This window comes from Corynebacterium sp. HMSC074E01 (assembly GCF_001808885.1).
Taxonomy (GTDB): domain Bacteria; phylum Actinomycetota; class Actinomycetes; order Mycobacteriales; family Mycobacteriaceae; genus Corynebacterium.
Genome location: NZ_KV794854.1, coordinates 494303 through 518801, shown reverse-complemented (window position 1 = coordinate 518801; position 24499 = coordinate 494303). Strand labels below are relative to the sequence as shown.

22 protein-coding genes and 1 pseudogene are annotated in these 24499 nt (G+C 60.4%); 13 read left to right on the top strand and 10 right to left on the bottom strand.

All coding sequences use genetic code 11. The annotated features are described in order from the left end of the window. Positions 1-29: 29 nt before the first annotated feature. Positions 30-872: a 16S rRNA (adenine(1518)-N(6)/adenine(1519)-N(6))-dimethyltransferase RsmA gene (gene rsmA, locus HMPREF2537_RS11765; protein WP_070529304.1), complete on the top strand. Its 843-nt coding sequence runs from the start codon at positions 30-32 to the stop codon at positions 870-872. After that, positions 869-1807 (top strand): 4-(cytidine 5'-diphospho)-2-C-methyl-D-erythritol kinase, encoded by a 939-nt coding sequence (locus tag HMPREF2537_RS11760; RefSeq protein WP_070529302.1) that lies wholly within the window; start codon positions 869-871, stop codon positions 1805-1807. The genes rsmA and HMPREF2537_RS11760 overlap by 4 nt, the downstream gene beginning before the upstream one ends. Positions 1808-1853: 46 nt before the next feature. Here the strand turns inward: HMPREF2537_RS11760 and HMPREF2537_RS11755 are convergent, their stop codons facing one another. Then, positions 1854-3146: an NHL repeat-containing protein gene (locus HMPREF2537_RS11755; RefSeq protein WP_070529300.1), complete on the bottom strand. Its 1293-nt coding sequence runs from the start codon at positions 3144-3146 to the stop codon at positions 1854-1856. A gap of 91 nt (positions 3147-3237) precedes the next feature. On the opposite strand from HMPREF2537_RS11755, the gene HMPREF2537_RS11750 reads away from it, so the two are divergent. Then, on the top strand, positions 3238-5073 hold the full coding sequence (locus HMPREF2537_RS11750; protein WP_070529297.1) for an ABC-F family ATP-binding cassette domain-containing protein: 1836 nt from the start codon (positions 3238-3240) through the stop codon (positions 5071-5073). A 22-nt stretch (positions 5074-5095) separates the two neighbouring features. On the opposite strand, the pseudogene HMPREF2537_RS11745 reads toward HMPREF2537_RS11750, so the two are convergent. Beyond that, positions 5096-6011 (bottom strand): annotated as a pseudogene (locus HMPREF2537_RS11745) (AEC family transporter). Positions 6012-6169: 158 nt separating this feature from the next. On the opposite strand from HMPREF2537_RS11745, the gene HMPREF2537_RS11740 reads away from it, so the two are divergent. Continuing rightward, positions 6170-6760 carry a hypothetical protein gene (locus tag HMPREF2537_RS11740; protein WP_246820325.1) on the top strand — a complete coding sequence of 197 codons (591 nt, stop codon included), beginning with the start codon at positions 6170-6172 and terminating at the stop codon, positions 6758-6760. A 99-nt stretch (positions 6761-6859) separates the two neighbouring features. Then, on the top strand, positions 6860-7180 hold the full coding sequence (locus HMPREF2537_RS11735) for a putative quinol monooxygenase (protein WP_070529295.1): 321 nt from the start codon (positions 6860-6862) through the stop codon (positions 7178-7180). Between the two features lie 76 nt (positions 7181-7256). Here HMPREF2537_RS11735 and HMPREF2537_RS12925 read toward each other — a convergent pair whose 3' ends face one another. Then, the gene (locus HMPREF2537_RS12925; RefSeq protein ID WP_210383664.1) at positions 7257-9098 is read right to left on the bottom strand and encodes an acyltransferase family protein; all 1842 of its coding nucleotides are present in this window, start codon (positions 9096-9098) and stop codon (positions 7257-7259) included. Between the two features lie 898 nt (positions 9099-9996). Here HMPREF2537_RS12925 and HMPREF2537_RS12920 point away from each other — a divergent pair. Next, a complete protein-coding gene (locus tag HMPREF2537_RS12920; protein WP_210383654.1) occupies positions 9997-10278 on the top strand; it encodes a hypothetical protein in 282 nt (93 codons plus the stop codon). Positions 10279-10338: 60 nt separating this feature from the next. Here HMPREF2537_RS12920 and HMPREF2537_RS11725 read toward each other — a convergent pair whose 3' ends face one another. After that, positions 10339-11136 (bottom strand): HAD family hydrolase, encoded by a 798-nt coding sequence (locus tag HMPREF2537_RS11725; RefSeq protein WP_256375191.1) that lies wholly within the window; start codon positions 11134-11136, stop codon positions 10339-10341. A 97-nt stretch (positions 11137-11233) separates the two neighbouring features. Between HMPREF2537_RS11725 and HMPREF2537_RS11720 the strand changes: the two genes are divergently transcribed. Beyond that, positions 11234-12268 (top strand): enoyl-CoA hydratase/isomerase family protein, encoded by a 1035-nt coding sequence (locus HMPREF2537_RS11720; RefSeq protein WP_070529290.1) that lies wholly within the window; start codon positions 11234-11236, stop codon positions 12266-12268. Between the two features lie 7 nt (positions 12269-12275). On the opposite strand, the gene HMPREF2537_RS11715 is transcribed toward HMPREF2537_RS11720, so the two are convergent. The 3 genes from HMPREF2537_RS11715 to HMPREF2537_RS11705 are packed head-to-tail and all read right to left on the bottom strand — an operon-like array spanning position 12276 to position 15804. Then, on the bottom strand, positions 12276-13436 hold the full coding sequence (locus HMPREF2537_RS11715; RefSeq protein WP_070529288.1) for a DUF6882 domain-containing protein: 1161 nt from the start codon (positions 13434-13436) through the stop codon (positions 12276-12278). Further along, positions 13436-14599 (bottom strand): glycosyltransferase family 4 protein, encoded by a 1164-nt coding sequence (locus tag HMPREF2537_RS11710; RefSeq protein WP_070529285.1) that lies wholly within the window; start codon positions 14597-14599, stop codon positions 13436-13438. The genes HMPREF2537_RS11715 and HMPREF2537_RS11710 overlap by 1 nt, the downstream gene beginning before the upstream one ends. 8 nt (positions 14600-14607) lie before the next feature. Continuing rightward, positions 14608-15804, bottom strand: coding sequence for an NAD-dependent epimerase/dehydratase family protein (locus tag HMPREF2537_RS11705; RefSeq protein ID WP_070529283.1), 1197 nt, complete (start codon positions 15802-15804; stop codon positions 14608-14610). A gap of 247 nt (positions 15805-16051) precedes the next feature. On the opposite strand from HMPREF2537_RS11705, the gene HMPREF2537_RS11700 reads away from it, so the two are divergent. Further along, the gene (locus tag HMPREF2537_RS11700; RefSeq protein ID WP_070529280.1) at positions 16052-16708 is read left to right on the top strand and encodes a hypothetical protein; all 657 of its coding nucleotides are present in this window, start codon (positions 16052-16054) and stop codon (positions 16706-16708) included. Positions 16709-16845: 137 nt separating this feature from the next. On the opposite strand, the gene HMPREF2537_RS11695 is transcribed toward HMPREF2537_RS11700, so the two are convergent. Beyond that, on the bottom strand, positions 16846-17391 hold the full coding sequence (locus HMPREF2537_RS11695; RefSeq protein ID WP_070529278.1) for a gamma carbonic anhydrase family protein: 546 nt from the start codon (positions 17389-17391) through the stop codon (positions 16846-16848). A gap of 6 nt (positions 17392-17397) precedes the next feature. After that, complete coding sequence (locus HMPREF2537_RS11690; RefSeq protein ID WP_083299023.1) at positions 17398-17805, bottom strand: hypothetical protein; 408 nt, start codon at positions 17803-17805, stop codon at positions 17398-17400. Between the two features lie 35 nt (positions 17806-17840). Here HMPREF2537_RS11690 and HMPREF2537_RS11685 point away from each other — a divergent pair, with 35 nt between their 5' ends. The 5 genes from HMPREF2537_RS11685 to HMPREF2537_RS11665 all read left to right on the top strand — a co-directional run bounded on the left by HMPREF2537_RS11685 (position 17841) and on the right by HMPREF2537_RS11665 (position 23679). Beyond that, positions 17841-18710, top strand: a complete 870-nt coding sequence (locus tag HMPREF2537_RS11685) for a patatin-like phospholipase family protein (protein WP_070529276.1) — start codon at positions 17841-17843, stop codon at positions 18708-18710. A gap of 126 nt (positions 18711-18836) precedes the next feature. Next, a complete protein-coding gene (locus HMPREF2537_RS11680; RefSeq protein ID WP_070529274.1) occupies positions 18837-20402 on the top strand; it encodes an aspartate-alanine antiporter-like transporter in 1566 nt (521 codons plus the stop codon). Between the two features lie 197 nt (positions 20403-20599). Next, positions 20600-21778: an acetyl-CoA C-acyltransferase gene (locus tag HMPREF2537_RS11675; RefSeq protein WP_070529272.1), complete on the top strand. Its 1179-nt coding sequence runs from the start codon at positions 20600-20602 to the stop codon at positions 21776-21778. A 37-nt stretch (positions 21779-21815) separates the two neighbouring features. Beyond that, positions 21816-22874 carry an enoyl-CoA hydratase/isomerase family protein gene (locus tag HMPREF2537_RS11670; RefSeq protein ID WP_070529270.1) on the top strand — a complete coding sequence of 353 codons (1059 nt, stop codon included), beginning with the start codon at positions 21816-21818 and terminating at the stop codon, positions 22872-22874. A gap of 40 nt (positions 22875-22914) precedes the next feature. Continuing rightward, positions 22915-23679 (top strand): enoyl-CoA hydratase, encoded by a 765-nt coding sequence (locus tag HMPREF2537_RS11665; RefSeq protein ID WP_070529268.1) that lies wholly within the window; start codon positions 22915-22917, stop codon positions 23677-23679. A gap of 191 nt (positions 23680-23870) precedes the next feature. On the opposite strand, the gene HMPREF2537_RS11660 is transcribed toward HMPREF2537_RS11665, so the two are convergent. Next, positions 23871-24371, bottom strand: coding sequence for a MarR family winged helix-turn-helix transcriptional regulator (locus HMPREF2537_RS11660; protein ID WP_070529265.1), 501 nt, complete (start codon positions 24369-24371; stop codon positions 23871-23873). Positions 24372-24499: the final 128 nt, after the last annotated feature.

Sequence of the window (24499 nt, the reverse complement as noted above, 5' to 3'; positions counted from 1 at the left end):
CCCGAGCCGCGCGTATTAGTCTGGATGACATGACACAACCCCACCTGCTGGGCCCGGTGGAAATCCGCGAGCTCGCCGCTGAGCTCGACGTGACGCCGACAAAGAAGCTGGGCCAGAACTTTCTCCATGACCCCAACACCATCCGGCGCATTGTTGCCGCTGCGGACCTGAGCCCGGAGGATCGCGTGGTGGAAGTCGGCCCTGGTCTGGGTTCGCTGACCTTGGGACTGTTGGGGGAGGTGGAGCACGTCACGGCAGTAGAGATTGACCCGCGGCTCGCCCGCAAACTCCCAGATACCGTGGGCGCGCGGGCGGCCGACTTTGCGGATCGCCTCACCGTGGTGGAGAAGGATGCTCTTACCGTTGAGGCAGGGGAGCTGGGGGAGCCGACCGCCTTGGTGGCCAACCTGCCCTATAACGTGGCGGTGCCGGTGCTGCTCCACCTGTTGGAGGTCTACCCATCGATTCGCCGTGTCCTGGTCATGGTGCAGCTGGAGGTGGCTGAGCGCCTCGCCGCCGCGCCGGGCAGCAAGGTTTATGGCATTCCGAGCGTCAAAGCGTCCTTCTATGGACCGGTCCGCCAAGCCGGGACGATTGGGAAGAACGTGTTCTGGCCGGCGCCGAAGATCGAGTCGGGTCTGGTGCGCATTGATTGCACCCGCCCCTACGACGAGGGGCTGCGACCACGGCTCTTTGCGCTGATCGACGCCTCCTTTGCCCAACGCCGCAAGACGTTGCGCGCCGCCTTGGCGGGCTTTTATGGATCCGCTGCGGCAGCCGAGGAAGCGTTACGCGCGGCGGACATCGATCCGCGCCTGCGCGGCGAGAGGCTAGGCGTGGAGGACTTCGTTAGATTGGCGGCAGTCTCATGAGCAAGCCAGTAAACGACTCCCCGCAGCTCTGGCAGGCGCGCGCCCACGCCAAGGTCAACCTGCACTTGGGTGTGGGTGAAGCTCGCGCGGATGGTTTCCATGAGCTGGCCACCGTCTTCCAGTCTCTCGATGTGCACGATCGTGTGAGCTATCGCTGGGGCGAGGGAAGCACCGTGGAAGTCACCGGCAACCATGCGAAGGGCGTTCCGGCATCAACCGAGAACCTGGCGTGGCGCGCGGTGGAGCTGGTGGCACAGAACCTCATGCTGCCGGCTGCTGGAAAGCTCACGATGGAAAAGAACATCCCTGCCGCCGGCGGGATGGCTGGCGGCTCCGCCGATGCCGCGGCCGCCCTGCTTTTGGCTAACCAAGCTTTGAGCAGCGAATTCAGCCGTGAAGCCCTCAGCATGGAGAAGCTCTACGAACTCGCCGCGGAGCTGGGATCCGACGTTCCTTTTACCCTCATGGGTGGCACGGCCTTGGGTCGCGGGCGTGGCGAACTATTGACGCCGATGCTCTCGCGTGGGCGCTATATCTGGGCAATCATCACCAATGCGGAGGGCTTGTCGACGCCCTCTGTCTTCCGAAAGCTAGATGAGCTACGCACTGCCGGACGCGGAAGTGCCCCACACCTCGACACTGAAGTCGTGGGCCAAGCCCTCGTGGGCGGCAACCCCCGCGAGCTCGCTGCGGTGATGCACAACGACCTCCAGCCGGCAGCCCTCTCGCTACGCCCGGACCTGCGCAAGATTCTTGATACTGGTGAGGCTGCCGGTGCACTTAAGGGGATTGTCTCAGGCTCGGGGCCAACCTGCGCCTTCCTCTGCGAAGATGAGGAGATCGCCCAGGAAGTGGTGGCCCAGGTCTGCGCTGATAACCGCGGTACTCGCGGATTGGTGACCCGCGGGCCAACCACCGGCGTAACGCTGGTCTAGCACCAAACACCGGTCTAGCGCCCGCGTTGCACTTTGGCGGCGGTTCTTAGAGGACGGCAATCTCCACGGGTTTGAAGTCGAGCTTGTAGCGCTGTGGTTCCTGGTCACCAAGGAGGTCAAGAACTACCAGTTCCTGCTTGTTGGCATCGGTGACATAGGCATAGCCGTTTGCCGCCTTCAGGATCGGTCCCGGTTGTTGCCACTCCTCGTTTTCCTTCCACTGGGAGATAGCGTCAATCTTCTTGGTTACCTCGCCGGATTCCGGGTCGATGACGTTGAGCTTGCCGTCTGTCGTGAGCACCAGTGCCTCGCCCAGGGGGCCGCGGGCCAACGAGCGGAACCAATAGGACTCGCCGAGCTCGACCTTCTTGGCGGAGTAGTCTTCCGTATTGATCAAGGTCACCGAAGTCGGACGCTCGAATTCAGCATCCTTGTCGGTCTTGTTATCCGCCAGGATGATGTCGGATTCCTCCGAGCCTGCGGAGTTGCCGGAGCGCTGGTAGCCGCCCTTTCCGGCATAAGCGGAGACATCGATCTTGTGGAAGTCGGTGCCGTCGAAGACGACGGGCCCGTCTTCGCAGCCGAAGAAGAGACTGCCATTGCCGGCGGCGGCTTCGCCGTGGACACCGGGGCACTCAGTGGTTTCCGCAAGGAGCTTGCCGGAGGGGTCTAGGTGCTGAATGGTGTGGCGCTCGTCTTCCGTGCCCTTAGTGGTGACTACTGAGCCGTCTTTCAGCGGGACGGCTACGCCGTGGTGCGCAGCGCCTGTCTCGACGGTGTTGACGGGTTTGGCGTCTTCCTTGCCGATGTCCTCGGTCTTATAAATCCGTGCTACGCCATCGCCGTCGGAGAAGAGTGCGGTAAAGCCGTCGTGGTGAACCACGTGGCCGGCGTGCGGTGCTTCAATGGCTGCGCTGAGAAGCTGTGGTTGTGCTGCGTAGTAGTGCTTGTGGTCTCCGTGGGGCTTGGTGATGCGACCTGTGTCGAAGGTGAGGAAGCTATCGCCTTTAGTCACCATGATGTGGCGGTTATCGCCGGCATCGCTCAGCCGGAGGAATGCCTTCAATTCTTCGCTGTCGATGGTCTCACCGGTCTCGCCGTCGAGAGTAGTGAGACCATTCTTGTGCGATAGAAGGATGCGGGGAGGTAGTTCAGCAACTTCAGTCTCACCCTCAGCGGCTTCAAAGCCGTCATGGCTCTCGCTGTGCTCGGCATGCGCGTTGCTAGCTTCAGCGCTGGAGGGGGATGAGGCTTCTTCGCTGTCAGGGGAGGAACAAGAGGTGATGGTGAGGATGGTGGCGGATAGTGCGGCGCACAAGGCGAGACGTTCTTTTTTCATAGTGCGCCACAGTATTGGAAGTGAAAATCAATAGCAATAAAGGTAATGGTGCGGGGGTAACCGTGCTGAAGCACTAAGATGAACTCTCGATATGGCGAACCTCATTAACCTCGAAAACGTAACCAAGTCCTTCGGGCTCAAGACCCTACTGAATGGGGTCTCCCTCGGCGTTCAAACCGGTGATCGCATCGGTATCGTCGGCGTCAACGGCGGCGGCAAAACTACACTGCTGGAAGTTCTCACCGGCATCGAATCCCCGGACTCGGGCCGTGTATCCCACAATTCGGATTTGCGCATGGCAGTGGTGACCCAACGCTTTGAGCTGGAGGAGTCCCTCACCATCGCCCAGGTCATCATCGAACCACTGGGCTTGGAAACCTTCGAGTGGGCTTCTAATGCCAAGGTGCGCGATGTCCTCGGCGGCCTCGGCATCGTTGACCTAGGGCTAGACACCCCTGTGGGATCGCTCTCTGGTGGTGAACGGCGCCGCGTCAACCTGGCTGCCGCACTCGTTCAAGACCTCGACATCGTGGTGCTCGATGAGCCGACCAACCACCTTGACGTCGAAGGCGTGCAGTGGCTAGCCAGCCACCTGCTTTCACGCAAGCTGGCGGTCGTCGTCGTCACGCACGACCGCTGGTTCCTCGACACCGTTGCCACCACTACTTGGGAGGTGCACGACGGTGTCGTCGACGCCTATGAGGGTGGCTACAACGACTGGACCTTTGCCCGCGCCGAGCGCGCGCGCCAAGCCGATGCCATCGAGCAGCGCCGGCAGAACCTGGCGCGAAAGGAGCTGGCCTGGCTGCGCCGCGGGGCACCGGCACGTACCTCGAAGCCGCGCTACCGCATTGAGGCGGCTGAGGCGCTCATCGCGGATGTTCCTGCGCCGCGCGACAAGGTTGAGCTCATGGCCTTTTCTAAGCAGCGCCAGGGACGAGTTGTCATTGAGCTTGAGGATGCAAAGGTCACCACCCCGGATGGTCGCACACTGGTGGATCACCTCACCTGGCGGTTGGCGCCGGGCGAGCGTATCGGTCTCGTCGGCGTTAACGGTTCGGGCAAGACCACGCTGCTGCGCGCCCTTGCTGGGGAATCAGAGCTTGCCGCGGGCAAGCGCATCGAGGGCAAGACCGTGCGCCTGGGCTGGTTGCGCCAAGAACTCGATGACCTGGATCCACAGCGCCGGCTTCTCGATGCCGTGGAGGACGTCGCCACCTACGTCCATTTGGGAAAGAAAGAGCTCTCCGCCTCGCAGCTGGCGGAGCGCCTGGGCTTTTCCGCGAAACGGCAGCGCACGCCGGTTGGCGATCTCTCCGGTGGTGAACGCCGTCGCCTGCAGCTGACCCGCGTGCTCATGGCAGAGCCGAATGTTCTGCTTCTCGACGAGCCCACGAACGACCTCGACATCGATACCCTCCAGGAGCTGGAGTCTCTTCTCGACTCGTGGCCCGGCACCTTGGTGGTCATTTCGCACGATCGCTACCTCATCGAGCGCATCGCTGATAACACCTATGCGCTGTTCGGGGATGGCAAGCTCACCAACCTGCCGGGTGGCATTGAGGAATACTTGCGTCGCCGTCAGGAGATGGAAGCCGCCACTGCCCGCGGCGTTCTCGACTTAGGAGAAGCCTCCAAGGACGCCGACGAGAAGAGCGCGGAAGCCGTCCCGGCCAAGCGTTTGAGCTCCCAGGAGGAGCGCGAGCTGACCAAGAAGATGAATGCGTTGGAGCGCAAGATGAGCAAGCTCGACGACAAGACTGCGAAGCTGAATGAAAAGATGGCACAAGCCGCGGAGAAGATGTCCTCTGGCGAGGGGGACAGTGGTGAGCTAGCGAAGCTCGACTCCGAGCTCAAGGCCGTTGCCGCCGAGCGTGAAGAACTTGAGATGGAATGGCTGGAGCTGGGGGAGAAGCTCGAAGGCTAGTGCTTGAGGACTAGGCCCAGCCCTACCCAAAGAAGCCAGTGATAGCCAGCATGGCCGGCAGGGAGAGGAAGGTGGTGAGGAAGACCGTATCGCGCGCCACCGTTTCTCCCGACTGGTAGGTCGCGGCATAGTTGTAGACGTTCTGTGCGGTCGGAAGCGCGGACAAGATAAGCGCTGCGTAGAGCTCGTTGCCGCTCAGTCCCAAGGCTAGTCCTGCCGCCAAGGCGATGGCCGGCATGGCAATGAGCTTGAGCACCGTGGCGGTAATCGTCGGCAGGCGGTCATTGGCCAACAACCCTTTACCGGTGAGAGAGGCTCCGAAACTCATGAGGATCATCGGAATGGAAGCCCCACCGAGGATCTCAAGGGGCGCCATGATGACGTCGGGGACCTGCCAGCCAGCCGCAGAAACGATGAAGCCGGCGATGGCCGCTATGACGACAGGCGCCGTAAGCCCGGAAACCACGGAGCTGGTAATCGAACGCAGGCTTGTTCCCTGTGCGTTGAGGCCGGCGATGATGAAGGGGGAGAGTACCGCCATCTGGAGTACGAGTGCTGGCACCACAAAAGTGGCATCACCGATCACATAGGTGGCAATCGGCAGTCCAATGTTGACGGAGTTGTAATAGCTCGCCGCTGCCGCTCCGGCCATCGTTTCTGCCCCGCTTCGCCGGAAGAACAGTGCGCTGAGCAACCCATACAATGCCATCGTGGTGACTGAAGCAATCGCAATGACAGCAACAACGGGAGAGGTGAAGGCAGAAGTATCTGAGGTGGCCACGCTGGAAAAAATTAGCGCTGGGGTGGCTGCCCAGAATGCTGTACGGTTGAATTGCAGTCGGGCTTCACCCCTTGCCAATAACGCCTCGGTGAGCCAAGAAGAAGCCCACGCCGATAACCACAAAAATGATGGCGAAGCCGGTTAAGACGTCCAGCAACAGTGATCAACCTTTCGAATAATCGTTAAAGCTAGCCTCCGGTCATTCTTTCATGTCGGGGTACTAACCCCAGCAGCGGATAACAAAGTGGTATCGAAAATCCCATAGAGCCGGGCAGACCTTCACTGCGCTCGCCGTTGTATGGCACGGTGGAAGGCATGAATTCTTTCCGTCGTGTTTCCCGCCTGTCCGCTACCGCAGCCGTGGCAGCATCCCTTAGCGCCGCTTTGTCGGTGTCTGCGGCCCAGGCCGCCCCGGCTAACTTTTCCTCCGCACAGCCGCAGGAACTGAACCAGTTGTCCTCCCAGGCTGCTGAGCAGATCAACTCTTTTGAAATCGAGCTGCCCGCGCAGGCTTATGACTTGGCCAAGCAGTACAACGTCCAGCTGCCAGGCTTCATCAAAAAGCCGACCCCGGCCGTGGCGAATGAGCTCGTTGGTGCAACCCACGCCCACCTGCTGAAGCAAGGCCACCACGAGGATGCCAACGCCAAGAACATTGCTCAGGAGTGGGCAAACCAGGCCGCGGCCGGCAAGGTCACCTTCCACGGCAATGTTGGCGATGGCCTGACCCACCTGGAGGAGGGCAGCGGCAACATCTACAAGCTCACTGAGTCGGAAGCGAAGGACCGCGTGAACTGGCTCAACCGCGACGTGCCCGTGACCAAGGCCGATGGCACTGGCTTCGGCGTCGCCCAGGCTTTTGATGGCACCCACGTCTATGTTGCGGAGTACTTCTTCAATAAGTAAAGCTCCGAGCGGCACATTGAAAGTCGCCCTTGAGCAAGGCCCTGCCGCTTTAGGCAGGGCCTTCTGCATGTTTTCGCGCAGAGGGTTACAGTGGGCCCCATGATTCTGATCAACGTACAGTTCCACGTTAAGCCCGAGTACGCCGATACCTTCTTGGAAGAGATTGATTGGTACACCAAGGCCTGCCAGGCAGAGCCCGGCTGCATCGACTTCAAGTGGTTCCGCGATCCGGAAGACAAGCAGCGCTTCCTGCTCCTTGAGTCCTACAAGGACGGCACTGACGTCGACCACGTCAACACCGAGCACTTCAAGCGCTCCTGTGAGGAGCTGCCGAAGTACCTGGTGGAGACCCCGGACATCATCAATACTTCCATTCCAGGTAAGACGGCATGGGATAAGATGGCTGAATTCTCGGTCTAGAGCACATGCTTAGACAAAAGCCGCCCAGCAGAAGCTGGGCGGCTTTCCTGATCCTCAGGCTCGAAGTTCGATTTACTTAGCTGGAGCAGACTGTGTTGAGGCTTTTCTCCTCGTCTGCGTACTGCTCGAGGGCATCGTACAGAGCGTCCGCGTAGAGGTGTGCACCTTCGGGTAACGGGTGGACGCCGTCGTCGTAAAGCATGGCAGGATTTTCCTGTGCTACTCCGCACCAGTCTGCGATATAGACGTTGTCGTGCGTCGTTGCGGCCTCGATGATTTCGGCGCGCGCCGGCCCCATCCAATCGCGCTCACCGTAAGGCAACACGAGTACCAGTGTGCGCTCGGAGCCGACGATATCGATGAGCTCGTCCATTTGGCCCTCGAATGTAGCTCCGTTGGTGCCCAAGCCCACAAATACGGTGGAGCGCAACTGGCCGGAATCCTTCAACCCCTGAACCACCGGCAGGGCTGCCGAATAGTGGCGGGAGATGGCAGCGTCGATACTGATACCCGGGAAACGCTCATTAAGTGCTTCGGAGGCGGCGAGCATGACAGAATCGCCGATTGCGCTGATCTCGTTGCCGGTGGGTATCGCGCGCTTTTCCTTCGGTTTTGTAGTCTCCGCGGGCTGTGCCGGAGCGGAACTTGCAGCCTGCTCGTTGGACTGTGCCATGCGCTCGAGCTCGCGCTCTAGTTCGCTCTTATCCTCCGAGGTCACCAGAGCATAGCCCACACCGAGCAGAGATAGCACGACGATGACGGGGACTGCAGGCCACAGTGCCTTGCCAAAGCCAGCCTTAATTTCCTCCATGCTGGGGCGGGCCGCCCAATAGGCATGCCACGTGGGGCGGAATCCGGCGCGGCGGAAGGGGTTTTCTACAAATTGGTAGGTCACCTCTGCCAACAAGCAGCTCAGCGGCAGGCAAAGGAGACCCAGGAGCCACGAAGGGGCGTCGGACAGCGCGTGGACAATCATGACCACCGGCCAGTGCCAGAGGTACAAAGAGAAGGAACGCTGTCCCAGCCAGCGCATCACACGGGTGCGGAAAATCCAGGTGAGGGGGCCGGTTTCACGCACCACTCCCCAAATCATCGCCGCGCCGAGCACGCTGGTGAGGGCCAAACCACCGCGGTAGGTGAATTCGCGGTCCGCGCCCATCCACACCAGTTGGGCAAGGTAGGCAACGAGTGCGAGGGCGCCAAGGGCGCCAGCGAGAATGCCCTTGTTTGCTGCTGGCCAGGAGTCGGCGTCGACATCCTTGTCGGTGGAGGTCAAAAGCAGGGACAACATTGCGCCAATGAGGAGACCGAAGGCGTGGGTATCGGTTCCGTAGTACACGCGGGTGGGATCCTCGCCTGGGGTGAAGATGAGCGCCATCGCGACGGCTGAAGCGATCGCGAGGATCAGCGATACCGCGATGGGCAGGCGCTTGGGCTTGCGGCGGGAAATGGCGAAGACGCCAAACATCAGCAGAGGCCAAATCAGATAGAACTGTTCCTCGACGGCCAAGGACCAATAGTGCGCGAAAACCTGCACTTCATTTGGCGCAAAGTAAGTTTGGCTGGTGGCGATTTGGGTCCAGTTGTTGACAAAGAAGAAGGTGCCCAAGAATTGCTGGCGGATGCCTACTGCTAGGTCGCCGCCGATGAGGGCCACAATCGCAGTACATATCGAAAGGACCACGAGTGCGGCAGGGAGAATGCGCCGGAAGCGGCGGATCCAGAAATCCTTGAGGCTGATGCGCCCAGTCGCGTTGAATTCACGGACCAGCAGCGAGGTAATGAGGAAGCCGGAAAGGACAAAGAACATGTCCACGCCGAGGTAACCGCCGGGGAGAATGTCCCCGAAGAAGTGATAGATCACCACGGCAAGCACCGCGAGACCACGCAGACCATCCAGGCCCGGTACTTGACGCAGCCGGGCGCGTCGACGGCGCGGTGTGGTTGCAGGTGCAGTTGTAGCCGGGGCAGCTGTGCTGCTGGCGGACGCACTGGCAGCGGCGGGGGCTGTGGAGGGAGCCGCAGTGGCAGTCGCAGTGGCGGGCGTGGCGCTTGCCTTTGTAGCGTCTACCGCTGCCGCGGTTGCAGCTGCCGGAGCCGCGGCAGCAGCAGTGGATTCCTTCGCTACCGGCCGCTTTTCTGAACGGCGCTTTTCTTGTTTTTCTTGTTTTGTGCTCAGTACCCCGACGGACTGTGAGCGACGAGCCAGAGCCCGCGAAATCTCATTCTCTGGCCTGGCCGTCTCTGTTTTCTTCTTTTTCTTTTCAGGTTCTTTGGCTTGCTCAGGTACTTTGTCATTCTTGGCCTCAGCGCGCTGGGCTTTCTGGCGTTCTTCGCCCTGTGCAGGATTCTTTGTAGGTTGGGCAGCCTTTTCTTTTTGTGCAGCCGGTGCCGGAGCCGGGGCAGGTGCCTGCGCTTTGGCAGCTGTAGGAGACTTTGACGCAGCGGGCTGGGCGCTTGGTGTGGCGGCCGGATTCTTGCCGGCACGGCTGGTCTCCGAGACCTTGTTTCCCGGGGAAGGAGTCTTGTCCTGCTGCTCAGAACTTGTTTTCTGCGGGGCAGCCTGCTGGGGCGCCGGGCGGCGAGGGACGGTGCGTCGTGGGCCGCGGCGGCCAGTCGAAGCTACGTCGGCCTCCTCGCGGGTTTTGACTAGTTTGGCCTTCTTCACCGCCGAAGCCTTGGGAAGGGCGCTCGGTGACAAGTCTAAGGTGAAGTCTTCCGCTGGCCGTGGGCGCACGCGGCTAGGCCGCGCGGCCGGGCGCTGAGTGCTGGGCCGCTGAGTTCTGGGCGCAGCGCTTTTATCCGAGGTGGTGGGCTTGCTGGGAGTGGTCGACTTTCCAGGCTTCGTGGTGTCAGTAGGTGCGGTGGATGGAGAAGCCGACGTGCGCTTGGCAGCCGGAGTGGACTTAGCAGTCGCAGCAGAGCCTTTAGATGCAGTAGTCGAAGTTGAAGAAGGCTTCTGGGAAACGGAAGGGGAGTCCGGAGTGGGACTCGATGTGGATGATTCGCCCTTTGCCAAGCGTGACACCACCGACCGCAAAAATTTCTTCACTTCACACTCCGCAGGTAGACACCGTGGTTCGGGTACTGAGGCTTAGTAACCCGAGTAATCCTACTCTGTGCGCGTGGCTAGTCGGGCAACGAGTCAGGGGAGCGTGTTAGGTGCGCAAAAGCTGGCGAAGCACGGTGCTGACGCCGTTGTCAGTATTGGGAGGGGCAATGATGTCCGCTAGGTCCTTCAGCTGCGGATGCGCGTTCTCCATCGCGACGGCTGTCCCGGCAGCGCGTAGCATTTCGAGATCATTGAGGTAGTCGCCGAAGGCCACGGTGGCGGTGATGGGAACGTTGGCAAGTTCAGCGAGCTTGACCAAGGCTGCACCCTTATCCACGCCGCGAGCCATGACATCGAGCCAGACCTTGCCTGATACCGCCACGTTATCCTCCGGGACAGCGCGCACGATGGGCTCGTAGATGTGTGCCTCTGAACCGGATTCGCAGAAGATGGCGATCTTGATGATGTTGCTATCGGGGACGGCGTCTAGGTCATCGACCCACGTGACCGCCTTGTAGTACTTGGAGATCTCTGCGCGCGCTGCATCGGATGCATCCTGCGCGACGTAGGCGGTTTCCGGGGCGCACAGCACCACGGTGTGTTCCACCTCCAAGGCCGCTGAGGCCTCGCGTGCTGAGTGCACGGTCGCTTCTGGGAGCGGGAATGTCGCAATGATGTCGCCACCACGCATGACTACTGAGCCATTTTCAGCGATGAAGGTTTCGCCTTGCGGGAACATCTGCTTGAGTGTTGCCAGTTGGCGCCCTGAGGCCGGAACTAGCTCGCATCCATGGTGCGCGGCAAGCTCCTGCAGCTCCGCGAAGTCCGCTGGTAGTTGGCCGTGGGCATCGAGGAGCGTGCCGTCCATGTCAAGAGCAACAAGTTGTGGGAGCAAAAAAGTCACACCAATCTAAATGGGTTGGGCAAAAAGCAGAAACCATGTCCAAGGTAGCGCCAAAAATAGGTGGCTGAAACATTTGTGATATGGAACACTGGTGCGCATGACTATGACTGATCCAGTACTCGTTTCTGTCCGCAACCGTACCGGAGTCCTTGAACTCAATCGCCCGAAGGCTCTGAATTCTTTGAACCCGGAGATGATTGACATCATCCGCCGCTCCCTCGAAGCGTGGGCGCAGGATGACGAGATTGAGCAAGTCCTGATTCATTCCAACAGCCCCAAAGCTTTTTGCGCCGGTGGCGATGTGCGCCACGCCCGTGAGGGAATCGCGGAAGGCAAGCTGGAGGAAGTCGATGCCTTCTTCGCCAGCGAGTACCTCACCAACGGTGATATCGCCGAGTTCCCGAAGCCCTATATTGCCGTCATCGACGGGGTTGTGATGGGTGGAGGATTAGGCATCTCCATGCATGGTTCGCACCGCGTGGTAACTGAGAAGGCCTTCGCGTCGATGCCGGAGATGAATATCGGCTACGTCACGGACGTGGGAGTGGCCTATGCGGCGCAGCGCATGGTGGGTACACGCGGAGTAGCTTCGCCGGGCTTGGCAAAGTTCTGGGGCTTAAGCGGCTACCGCATGTATGCCGCGGACATGTTGTGGACGGGTGTCGCGACCCACGTTGTTAAGGATGCCGCCGAGCTGATTGAGGCAGCTATCGAGCGGGGCATCGACGCCGCACTGGAAGATCTAGCTTTGCCTGCACCACAACAGCCGGCGCCGCTGGAGCAGGTAGCCAAAGACCTGGAGGAAACCTTCGCGCTGCCGACGTGGGAGGAGATTTCCGCGGAGCTCGATAAGCGCCCGAACATTTCCGGCGAAGTACGCCGCCTCATGGCCGCCGCCTGCCCAGCCGCCATCATCGCGGCCAATGAGCTCTATGAGGCGGAAGCCGCTGTCGACGATATCCGTGAGGCGCTCCTGCTAGAACTCAAACTGGGCATGCACATGTACCGACGCCCCGACTTTTCCGAGGGCGTGCGCGCGGTGCTGGTGGACAAGACCCAGGATGCTGCGTTTGACCCGGCGACCACCGAGGAGGTTGACGCCGAAGAATTCCGCGCAGTGCTGAACTCCTAGTCAGGGCTTATAGGCCGCGTGCCCGCTGATAGGCGGCGCGCGCCCGGTGTTCATCCACTCCTGCCGGCACGGCAACGTTGAGGGTGGCCTGCGTGGCGGCCGGAGTTGGTGCGGGCAGGTGGAAGGCAGGGGCATCGGTCAGCGCCAATCCCTGGCGGCCATCGGGCAGCTGTACAGGCAGCAGGGTCCACAGCCCCAGGATCGGCATGGCTAGCTGCGGCAGGCGCGCCGAGCGCGCTTCGGGGATCGACACCCGGGCGCGGATCAGCTCGGGAAGCGCATTGTCATAGCCGAAGCGGCGCAGGTTCGCCGCTGCTTGAGCGGACATGGAACTAGATAGCTCGTCCGCCCACGCCCACGTGAACGTGTCCGTGGAAGCGTCGAGAGTAGCAATGAGATGGGCGGGAACCGTGAGCGAACCATGATCAGAGTTCACCACGGTGCGAGACGTTCCAGGGTCGAGGTCCGCAGACAGGTTGGGGAAGCGGGCCTCCAAAAAGAAATTGTGCTCGGTGGCAATATAATGGGCATCCGCCAACACATCGCGTGCGCTGAGCCCGGCCCGGCCCGAAGGGTGGGGAAGGGCCGCGATCCGAGTGCCGTGGAAGCGTGCGAGGCCTTCTGCCGCCGCTGGGTCCACGCCCAAGTAAGAAGCGAGCTCAGAGGTAGCACGGCGCTCGTCGACGCCCCCTGCAACATCCCCCGAGCGTTCGAGTCCGGCCAAGATGCTGACACGGGGATCTGGGTGGAGCTCCGTAAAGTCGACGGCGACGAGTGCTTCGCCCTCGCCCTGCGGGACGCGGAGAACAGGGCGGTCGCCCACCAACCGCCGCGCTAAGCCGCGGAGCAGGGCGGAATCGGGCTGTGGTCCGTGGAACTGAGGCTGGGGCGCTTGTTCCGCCAAACCCGTGGCCCAGTGCAGCTGCCCATCCTGGATGGTGGCTAGACGTAGTCCATCGAAGTCATAGCTCCCTGAATCAGTACTAATGCGCACCACCGCGCGCTGGTCTTGGTCTGGCTGCGCTGATTGTTGGGCTTCGGGCGCGGGGTCAGCAGGCGCAAAGTTCAGTTCGACGTCGCGCACGTCGCCCAATCGGGAGGCAAACGTGGCGTCGATGCCGGCTTGGATAAAAGCGCCTGCGGAGTACAGGTTCTGGGCGGAATCCATTAGTGCTCCTTGACTTCGTTCTCTTCCCTGCGGAAGGGGTGCTCGATAGCCTCCTCATAGGCGTGGAGGAGGGCTTGGGTGGATTCTACCCAGGAATACTTTTCAGCCTCGCGGCGGGCGGCAGCGCCCATTGTCTCCCGGCGGGCAGGGTCTTCGAGGAGTCCGAGCGTGGCGCGGGCCCAAGCCTCATCATCGGCGTCGGGAGCGATGAGGTGCCCGGTCACGCCTTCCTCAATGACGAAGGGAATACCACCGGCATTCGTGCCGACGACCGGCACGCCCGAGGCGAAGGACTCGAGTGCTACCAGCCCCAAAGTCTCCGTGGCGGAGGGGAAGAGGAAGACATCTCCCACGGCGAAGGCAGCGGCGAGCTCCTCGCCAGACAGGTATCCGGTGAACACTGTGTGTGCAGGATCGAAGCTAGCCTTGAGCTCCTCCAAGGCGGGGCCATCGCCGACGATGGCCAGGCGGGCGTCGCTAAGCTGTGCCCGAACCAGCTGCATCACGTGGTCGAGGCGCTCCAAGTCCTTTTCTTTGGATACTCGGCCGATATAGGTCACCAGCGGGGCCTCCGGGTTACCGTCGGTCAGGCGCTCGCGCATCTGCGCCGTGGCGCGGTCAGGGTGATAGGTCTGCGTATCCACAGCCTTGGGCCACAGCTGCACGTTTCGGATCCCCATCTTCCGAGCCTTTTCCACCATGGGGCCAGAGGTACACAGGTTCACCGCTGCCTGGTTGTGTAGATACTTCAGAGCGGCCTCAGTCAGCGGGCGGGTCCACCCGATGCCCAGCGCATCGACGTATTCAGGCACGTTGGTGTGAAAGCTGGCCACCAGCGGCACGGCATCGCGCTGCGCGGCAAAGACGCCGAGAGCCGCTGTCCAAATGGGGTTGACCGCGTGGATGACATCGGGATCGAAATCCCGGATTTCCTTGAAGAACTTCCACGAGGGCAAGCCGAATTTGATCTCCGGGTAGACCCATAGCGACAAACTGGGAATGCGGGTGACCTCGAAGCCGGCGTAGGTTGCAGGGCCCTTGCCCGTGGCAAAAATCTGTACCTCGTGGCCCATCGCGGCCAGCTGGTCCAGCGTGCGCGTCAGGCGCGTGACCACGCCGTCGATCTTGGGGAGAAAGACCTCGGTAACGATTGCGATGCGCACGGTGGGACTTAAACCTCCGTGGAAGGAACGCCGGCGTGCTGCTGTCGCGTCCACAAGGATTGCGCCGGAATCTTGGAACGGTCAGCGCGGTCGGCGTACTTGCGAGCGACCTCCTCCACCTCATGGAGCAACCCTTCCGACAAGGTGGTCGGCTCCAGACCAAGCTCGAGGAAGGTGTCGTTGGTGACGTGCAGCTCATTCTCCGCGGATTCCTTGCGCGGGTTCGGCACGTAGGCCACCTGTGCGCCAGAGATCTTCGCAACCAATTCCGCTAAGTCACGCACGCGGTGGGTCTCCGTCATCTGGTTGATGATTTTGATGCGCTCACCGCGCGCCGGCGGGTTCTGCAAAGCTAGCTCGATACAGCGCACCATGTCACGGATGTGGATAAACGCACGGGTCTGGCCGCCGGTGCCGTGCACGGTCAGCGGGTAGCCAATGCCGGCCTGGATGAGGAAGCGGTTGAGCACCGTGCCGTAGTCGCCGTCATAGTCAAAGCGGTTGATGAGGCGCTCATCCTTCTGAGTCTGCTCCGTGTGAGTGCCCCAGATGATGCCCTGGTGCAGATCGGTGATGCGCAGCTCATCGTTTTTGGCGTAGTAGGCAAACAGGTGCTGGTCCAGCACTTTCGTCATGTGGTAGACCGAGCCCGGGTTGGAGGGGTAGAGGATTTGCTGCTTGACGACGCCATTCTCTCCCGCATCCACCTGCACATCTAGGTAGCCCTCCGGGATTTTCATGCCGGCTGTGCCGTAACCGTAGACACCCATGGTGCCCAGGTGCGCAACGTGGATATCTTGCTCAGATTCTACGATGGCGGCGAGCAGGTTGTGGGTGGCGTTGATGTTGTTATCCACCGTGTAGCGCTTGGTGCGCGAATTCTTCATGGAGTAGGGGGCGGCGCGCTGCTCAGCGAAGTGCACCACGGCATCCGGGCGCTCAGTGCTGAGGAACTCGAGCAGGCCGTCGTAGTCCTGGGCCACGTCGAGGTTGTGGAAGCCAATGGTCTTGCCGGAGACCTCGGTCCACGCGGCCAGGCGCTCCTCAATGGAGGCGATAGGTGTTAAAGATTCTGCGCCCAACTCCTCATCGATGGCGCGCCGGGAGAGGTTATCCACGATGATGACCTCATGGTCTTGGTCGGAGAGATAGAGGGAAGCGGGCCAACCGCAGAAGCCGTCTCCGCCGAGAATCGCTACCTTCATTTTTTATCTCTCCACATCACTGTCGGGGCATGAGTTAGGGTGCCGCCGACGATGGGGGAGACACCCGTCGCGGCGGCAAGCACTTTTCAATACCTTACCGTTGACAGCCCTCACATGAGGGCCCTTAACGGTAAACAGTGAGTGAATGTTTCCTCGGTCTGCACCACTAGAACAAAGCATGGTGCAGAGCACAGGAGGCTCGGTGTCCAGAGTAAGTTCTGCAAACGCGCCCTGTACACTGGCGCGCATGCTTGAAGCCGTGCTCAATGCCTTTGCCGATTCCGTCAATGCCTTATTGATCGGAATCTTGGTGGCTATCGGCATCATGCTTCCGCGGGGCAGCTACCGCAAGATTGCGGCCCTCGTCATCGTTGGGGACTGGTTCGGAGTGCTCACCGCGGCCGCCGTGGTGATGTTCATCTTCGTCGGTATCCAGGACAAGGTCGCCGCGGCCTTGGAATCGCCTCTGCTGGGGTGGGGGCTGGTTGTCATCGGCTTGGGGCTGGGCCTTTTAGCTTGGCGCTCCAAGGGTGAACCCAACGATATGGTGCAGAAGCTCCTCGGCCCGCTGCGCACTCCTTCGGCTAAGACCGTTGTGGTGGGCTATGCCATGGGCGTTATCCAGTCCTTGACCTCCGTGCCCTTCTTCTATGGCCTGATGCACCTAGCGGCTGGGGACTTTAGCAATACCGTTAAGTATGGTGGCCTCTTTTTCTACGCCACGTTTGCGCTCTCATTGCCGACAGTGTGCGGATTGTTCATCGCCCTTGTGCGGGCGAAACCACAGTCCTGGGCCGGACGTGCCTTCGCGTGGGCGCGGGAGAACTCCACCACCGTGGCATTGTGGAGCGGCTACGGCGTGGCAGCCTTCCTTGTGGTCATGGGCCTTGTGTCCCTGCTCTAGTGCTGTAGCCCTGAATGAGGCGATTGTGGCTTCGCTCGCGGCCCTAGTTCGCGGAGGTGGAACTGCCGTTGTTGCCAAAACTTTTGAACTCGCGGCACGATCTGGCCGGATCTTTGTCAACAACGGCAGTTGCGGGACTAGTCGTAGAGGACTTCGTCGAGGGGGAGGGCGTCGCTAAGCAGCGCCTGATTTTTAGCAATCTCGACGTAGCGCGCGGCGTGCGGGATGAAGGCGGCGGATTCCTCCTGGCTCAGCTCGCGCCGCACCTTGGCTGGAACCCCGGCGGCTAGGGCGCCGGCGGGAATGTCCTGGCCTTCGAGCACCACCGCGCCGGCGGCGATGAGAGAGCCAGGGCCCACGGTGGAGCCCGAAAGCAGGGTGGCTTTCATTCCGACTAGCGTGCCCGCGCCCACTCGCGTGCCGTGGAGCATGGCCATGTGGCCCACGGTGACGTCATCCTCCAGCACACAAGGCTCGGTGGCTTCAACGTGGATGACGCAGTTGTCCTGGATATTGGCGCGCGCCCCAAGACGGATGGAACCAACGTCCCCGCGCAGCACGGAGCCATAAAACACGGAGGAATCCGGGCCGATGGTGACGTCACCGATGATGGTGGCGTTTGGTGCGATCCAGGCGCTGCGGTGGATGCGGGGCGTGCGCCCTTGGAAGGGAAGGATGAGCATGGCAGGCTAGCTTTCTTCAGGGGTAGTTTCGATGGAGACCGCAAGCGACTCGGAGACCTCATAATCGCCGGGGTCGGCGTGAAGCTGGGCCAGCGTGTCCCGTTCCGCAGGGGATAGCGGGATGGCCCAGCCCCGCTTGGGATCATGGACCGGACGCTGTGCCTTCGTCGTGGGGGAGAGGTGCACTGTGGTCTTAGAGCCACTTAAGCGCGCGGGCTCGCCGGAGCGCGCCACCTCACTGAGTACTTGTGCGCCGGCTGGGGAGGTAACCAAGATGATGAGGCTGCCGGCCGTGTGGACGGACAGGTGATCTACAGAGATCTCGACGGCGTGGGGATCCGGGGAAGCTAAGCGGACGGTGGAGGAGCCACCGAGCTTATCGACGATATCCTTTACCGCAGAAAACAAACTCATGGCGCGATCCTAGCGCGGGGGTACCATCGTGCAGTGTGATTGACGCGAAAGATACAGCACTCGTCATTGAAGGCGGCGGTATGCGCAATTCCTATACTGCCGCGTGCATCGTCAAACTCTTAAAGGAGGAGGTGGAATTCGGCTGGGTCGGAGGCGTTTCCGCGGGCTCCTCGCACACCGTGAACTTCCTTTCCCGCGATGTGGTTCGCTCCGAGGAATCCTTCGTGGACTTTGCCAAGAACCCCAGCTTCGGCGGCCTGGGCTCACTGTTGCGCGGTAGCGGCTACTTCAATGCGGAGTTCATCTACGAGAAGGCTGCGGACCAGGACATGCCCTTTGACTGGGAAGCCTTTGACGCTAACCCGGCGCAGGTGTGCATTTCCGCCGCGCGCGCCGATACCGGGGAAAGCGTGTACTGGGGGCGTGAAGACATAAAGACCCAAGAGGACCTGATGGTGCGCGTCCGGGCCTCTTCGACGTTGCCGCTGATCATGCCGATGCGCGTTATCGATGGTGTGCCTTATGTCGACGGTGCCATGGGCGAGTCCGGTGGCATTCTCATCGAGCAGGCGGAGAAGGCCGGGTTTGAGAAGTTCTTATTCCTCGGCTCGAAACCGCGCGGCTACGTGCGCCCTGAGGTGGGGCGGCCGGCGGCGCTGCGGCGGGTTTTCCGCAAATACCCGGCTGTGGCAGAGGCGATGATTGCGCGCCCGCCACGCTACAACGCCTCCAAGGACCGGCTTTTGGAGCTGGAAAAGGAAGGGCGAGCTCAGCTCTTCTTCCCGGAGGATATGCAGGTGGCTTCGACCGAGCGCTCGGTGACTAAGCTTCGCGCCAACTATGAAGCCGGGCGCGCGCAGACTTATGCGGAATGGCCGGCATGGAAGGAATTCCTCGGTAGCTAGCTCGCCAACACGGTGGGTGCGTACTTAGCTCACCTTGATGCCTAGGACGTGAGACCAAGCACCCTTGGCGCAGAAAAGCGCTCTTGGACGTGGTGTTTTGCTCTTGCTTTCCTACAATGACGTTTCGTGTTGGCTCTATTTGATGGAAATATTTGGCTGAGCATTTTCTTTGTTGCCTTGCTCGGCACGTTGTTTGGCATGATCCCCTTCGGCCCGTTGCGCTTCGGCGCGGCCGGTACTTTGTTCGTGGGCTTGGCCATCGGCGCCTTTATCGATCTCGATGGCACGATTTTGAGCAGCCTACAAGAGATGGGCCTTGGCCTCTTCATCTATATGCAAGGCTTGTCTGCCGGTGAACGCTTCTTCAAAGGATTCTCTGAGCAGTTAAAACATATGATCACTGCCGCTATCGCGGTGGTGGGTGCTGCTGCAGTGGCGCTTCTCGCGGGCGGATGGCTGGGCCTGTCGCCGTTGCTTTCCGTGGGTGTATTCTCCGGTGCGACGACCTCGACGGCGTCGCTTGCGGTTGCCCAACAACAGACCGGCGAGGAACTGCCCGCCGTGGGTTATTCCTTGGGCTACCCGGTGGGCGTAGCCGTTGCCATTCTGCTCGTGGCTTTCCTGCTCAAGCAGTCCTGGCCGGGTTCTAAGGACAAAGACAATTCTGCAGAAGAAGTTTTCCGCTCCCGCACCATTCGGGTGACCAAGGACATCACCTACGAGGAGCTCGTGGAGCGCTTCGAGGACCAATTTGTCATCGCCACGATTCGCCGCGGGAATACCCGCACCGTGGCGGGAGACCATCCAGAGATTCGCAAGGGAGACATCCTGCGCGTGCTCGTGACGAAGGCTAAGCGGCATGAGATTACCGCCGCTTTGGGTAAGCGTCAGCCCCAAGTGCCCTTCGTGGACAAGCGCTTGGTCATTGAAAACGTGGTGGTCTCGAACACCGACATCGCCGGTCGAACCGTGGAAGAGCTCAACCTTTTCCAGCGCTATGGCGGCCGCATTATCCACGTGGAGCGCGGCGATGAGGAGTTCCTCGCCAGCTTCGATACGCACCTCGATGCCGGTGACCGCGTGACGGTGATTGTGGATCAGGACCGTATGGGCGATATTCGCGATTACTTCGGTGACTCGGTTCAGGGCTACTCGCAGCTGAACTGGATCGCCGTGGGTGGCGGCCTGTTCTTGGGCTACCTCATTGCGCTCATCGTGGTGCCGTTGCCGGGTGGCACGTCCTTTGAGCTGGGCTTCGCGCTGGGGCCGCTGATTACCGGACTTGTCCTTGGTGCTCTCCACCGCACTCGCCGCGTGCCGTGGAAGGTCCCGGCCTCTATCAACATGGCTCTTCAGCAGTGGGGTCTAGTCATCTTCTTGGCGTCGGTGGGCCTCGCCTCAAGTGAGGCTTTCCAGTCCACGGCCTTCTCCTGGATGGGCTTGAAGTCCATGATCTTGGCCGCCATCATTACCGTGGTTGCCGTCGCTATCTTCGCTGTTGCCAACAGGTTCCTCGGCCAGTCGGAGACCCGCACCGCCGGCGGTATCTCAGGAATCTTTGGCCAGCCAGCAGTGGTCAACTACGCCACGGGAATGAGCACGGATTCGCGCATCATGACCGGCTATGCGGCCACCATTGTGGTGGCGCAGATAGTCAAAATTGTGGTCATTCCGCTGATGCTCACGATTTAAATAGTGCGGATTGCAGCTGCGTAGGGACTAGACGGCGCTCTACGCAGTTTGTTCTTTTATAGCTTTATTCTCGCTTCAAACAGTTCCATTGTGTAGTGTTCCGGCATTTTGTGAGCTTAGCTAGGGCCAAAAGGTAGCGCGGCGCACAATCCATCGGTACGATTCAGGATAACTTCGTACAGTTTGGAGAGCGAGATATGGATATCGTCATTGTGGGCGCTGCGCGCACGCCTTTCGGCAAGTTGCTTGGTTCCCTTGCGCCCTTGTCCGCGACGCAGCTTGGCTCCCATGCCATTGCCGCTGCACTCGCGCAGGCACAAGTGAGCCCGGACGACGTTGACGCTGTGATTTGTGGTCAAGTCCTGCAGGCAGGCGTGGGACAAAACCCTACGAAGCAGGCGGCGCTCGGGGCAGGAATTTCTCCGAATGCGCACACCGCGACGGTCAACAAAGTGTGTCTTTCTGGACTGACCGCGATTATTGACGCCTCCCGGCTTCTACGCTCCGGCGAAGCCACAGTGGTGGTGGCTGGGGGAATGGAGTCGATGTCGAATGCTCCTCACTTGCTTTCGCAGTCACGTAGGGGCAAGAAGTTTGGGTCTGTTGAGCTGCTCGATCACATGGATCACGATGGCCTGCGAGCGGCCGATCTTGGGATTTCCATGGGTTCGTTGTCGGAGAAATATGCAGAACGCTACCCGGTGACCCGTGACGAACAAGACCGCTGCGCCGCGCTGTCACACCAGCGCGCTCTGCAGGCGATCGAGGAGGGAGCCTTCGACAAGGAAATCGCTCCTATCACGGTGACGATCCGGCGCAACGAGAGCACCGTCTCGTGTGATGAAGGCATCCGGGAAGGGGTCACGGGAGAAACTTTGGCCGGGCTGCGTCCGGCCTTTGAGAGTGAGGGAAGCATTACTGCCGGAAATTCCTCACCCATCACTGATGGAGCGGCAGCTGTCGTCCTCACCACACGTGAGTACGCGGAAAAGGAAGGATTGCCGGTCATGGCGGTCCTACGCGCGCCAGGGCAGGTAGCCGGACCGGATTCTTCCTTGCAGGAACAACCCGCTCGGGCTCTCCTCGCAGCCCTTGAGCGCCAAGGCTGGGGTATTGCTGATCTCGATCACATTGAGATCAATGAGGCTTTCGCCGCAGTGGTGGTTCATTCGGCCAATGTCCTTGGAATCAATCCCGATGACGTGAACCCGCAGGGCGGTGCGATTGCCCTGGGACATCCCATTGGTGCATCCGGTGCTCGACTTGTAGCTCATGCGGCGCATCGCCTTGCGAGTGGCCAGGCCCATCGCGCGGGTGTCACTTTGTGCGGCGGCGGTGGCCAGGGTGAAGCTCTGTTGCTTGAAGCTCCGCACTAGAACGCGCCCGATTGTTCATAAAGAGGAGGAATAAACGATGACGAACGAAATTATCCACGACATCCGCGGCCACGCTGGTGTTCTTACACTAAACCGGCCCAAGGCTATTAACGCGCTAAACCAGACAATGATTGATGAGATGACGGCAGTTTTGAAGGACTGGCAGGACGATGACCGCGTCAAGCTCGTTATCCTCCGGGGCGCTGGTGAACGTGGGCTGTGTGCTGGTGGCGACGTCGCGGCTTTGTACCACGATGCCCTGGAGGGCGGCACGGCAGGTGCCCATTTTTGGAAGACGGAATATGAACTGAACTATTTAATCTCCACCTATTCAAAGCCCTATGTGGCGCTCATGGAAGGCATTGTGTTGGGCGGCGGAATTGGTGTCTCAGCACACGCCTCACACCGCATTGTTTGCGAGGATTCGCGCATCGGAATGCCGGAGGTTGGGATTGGGTATTCGCCCGATGCCGGTGGGTCCTATCTTCTGTCCCGGGCTGCGGATCGTCTTGGCCGGCACTTGGCGTATACCGCGATCCACGTGGGGGCCGCGGAGGCGATCGATACCGGCTTTGCGGACTACTTCGTGCCTAAGGACAAGCTCGATGCTCTCGTTGAGCAGCTGGTGGAGACGGGCAACCCAGCCGATATTGAGAAGTTCACTGAGTCAGTGGGCCCAGGCTTCGGTAAGGACCGCGCCGAAATGGTGGACGTCTACGCGGCAGACACCGCTGAAGAGACCCTTGCCCGCTTGCAAGAATATGCAGCAGCAGGCGGCGACGGGCATTGGGCAGCGAAGGCCGCCAAGCGGATGAGCTTGAATTCCCCGCTGGGCATTCGCGTCACCGAGGAATCCTTGAATCGCAATGCGTCGATGAGCTTCGCGGAGACCTTGACCCAGGAGTTCTGGATGTCCGTGAACATGCAAAAACACAAGGAATTTGTGGAGGGAATTCGCTCGCAAATCGTCGATAAGGACCGCAATCCCTCCTGGGAATATGAGTCCATTGGCGCCGTCCCCGACGAGGTGGTGGCATCTGTCCTCGAACCCATCGAGGGCTGCGTGGAAGCCCCAGAATTCAACGATCACCACTGACTAAGTACTAATCAAGAACCACAGGAAGGACACTATTACCATGGCAATTCTTAGCGAAAAGCGCGACCGCGTCGCTCTCATCACGCTCAATCGTCCGGAGGCGCTTAATGCCCTGAACAACGACACAATGCTTGAAGTTACCCAGGCAGTTCAGGAATTCGACGCCGATGCAGAAGTCGGGGCAATCGTCATCACCGGTTCAGAGAAAGCGTTTGCGGCTGGTGCAGATATCAAGGAAATGTCCTCGAAGTCGGCGACAGAGATGTACACCGCGGATTGGTTCGCAGGCTGGGACGTCCTCACACGAGCCCGCACGCCGATCATCGCCGCAGTGAACGGATACGCGCTCGGTGGAGGTTGCGAGCTGGCCATGATGTGTGACTTCATCATCGCTGGCGACAAGGCCAAGTTTGGCCAGCCGGAAGTCAACTTGGGAGTCACACCAGGCATGGGAGGCTCCCAGCGACTGACCCGAGCTATCGGAAAGGCGAAGGCCATGGAGATGTGCCTGACTGGCCGCATGATGGCAGCCGAGGAAGCAGAACGCTCCGGCTTGGTAGCCCGCGTGGTTCCTGCGGGTGAGCTCCTTGACTCGGCGCTGGAGACGGCAAAGCTCATTGCCTCGAAGTCCTTCGTGGCAACGTCTCAAATCAAAGAACAGGTCAATGCGGTAGATGAGCTCTCTCTATCTCAGGGCATCCAGTTCGAACGCCGTACCTTCCACGCTTTGTTCTCTTCTCATGATCAGAAGGAAGGCATGGCAGCCTTTGTAGAGAAGCGCGACCCGGAGTTTAAACACTCCTAAACCTTAACCGCGAGTTAGCCATTGGGGATTAGCTCCCGGACGAGGGAGCCCCACGCTTTAAACTGCCCTAGTTGCCAAAGATCTGGCCAGATCTTGAAGGCGGAAGCACAGGAATTGGCAGCTAGGGCAGTTTCTATTTTGGTTTCTTCGGCCGCACGTGCGCGAGGGCACGCTTCTTAAAGAACTGATGGCTACTGGGCGCCGGAATCCTCGACATCTTCGCCGGCTGCGCGACGTATGCGGTTGGCAGCAGCAATGATGCGGTCTTGCTCGCCAGTAGAAAGCGCAACGGAATCAAAATAGCGATCGAGGGCAGGTCCCGCCGCCGAGGCCAACACGATGCCTTGGTCGGTGACCGTGACCAAGGTCGAGCGTCTGTCTTTTGGATCGCTGACCCGCTCGATAAGTTCGTCCTTCTCAAGTTTGCGCACCGTGTGAGTGAGTGAAGCCGGCGGAAGCTGAAGCCGAGCGCTGATTTTAGACATGGGCATGCTTCCCGCGCGTGACCACATGAGCACAGCGAGGACCTCAAACTGGTTGTAGCTCACCCCATAAGGAGCCAGCACATCTTCGGCGCCATTACGCAAAATGTGTGCGGCACGTTCGAAGGAGGATACTGTGGCGAGGCCACGAGCAGAGCGCGCGGAATAACGCTTCGCCCACTGGCGGCGTGCTTCAGCAATGATATCCATGAGCGGAAAGAACCTCCTTGCGGTACGTGAGATAACTATAAATGAGAGCTTCGCTGTTCTAAGAACCCGACCATAGGCATCGCGGATAGGGTCCCAGGCGGGGAAAGCTACCGGAGGATTTTGGCGTC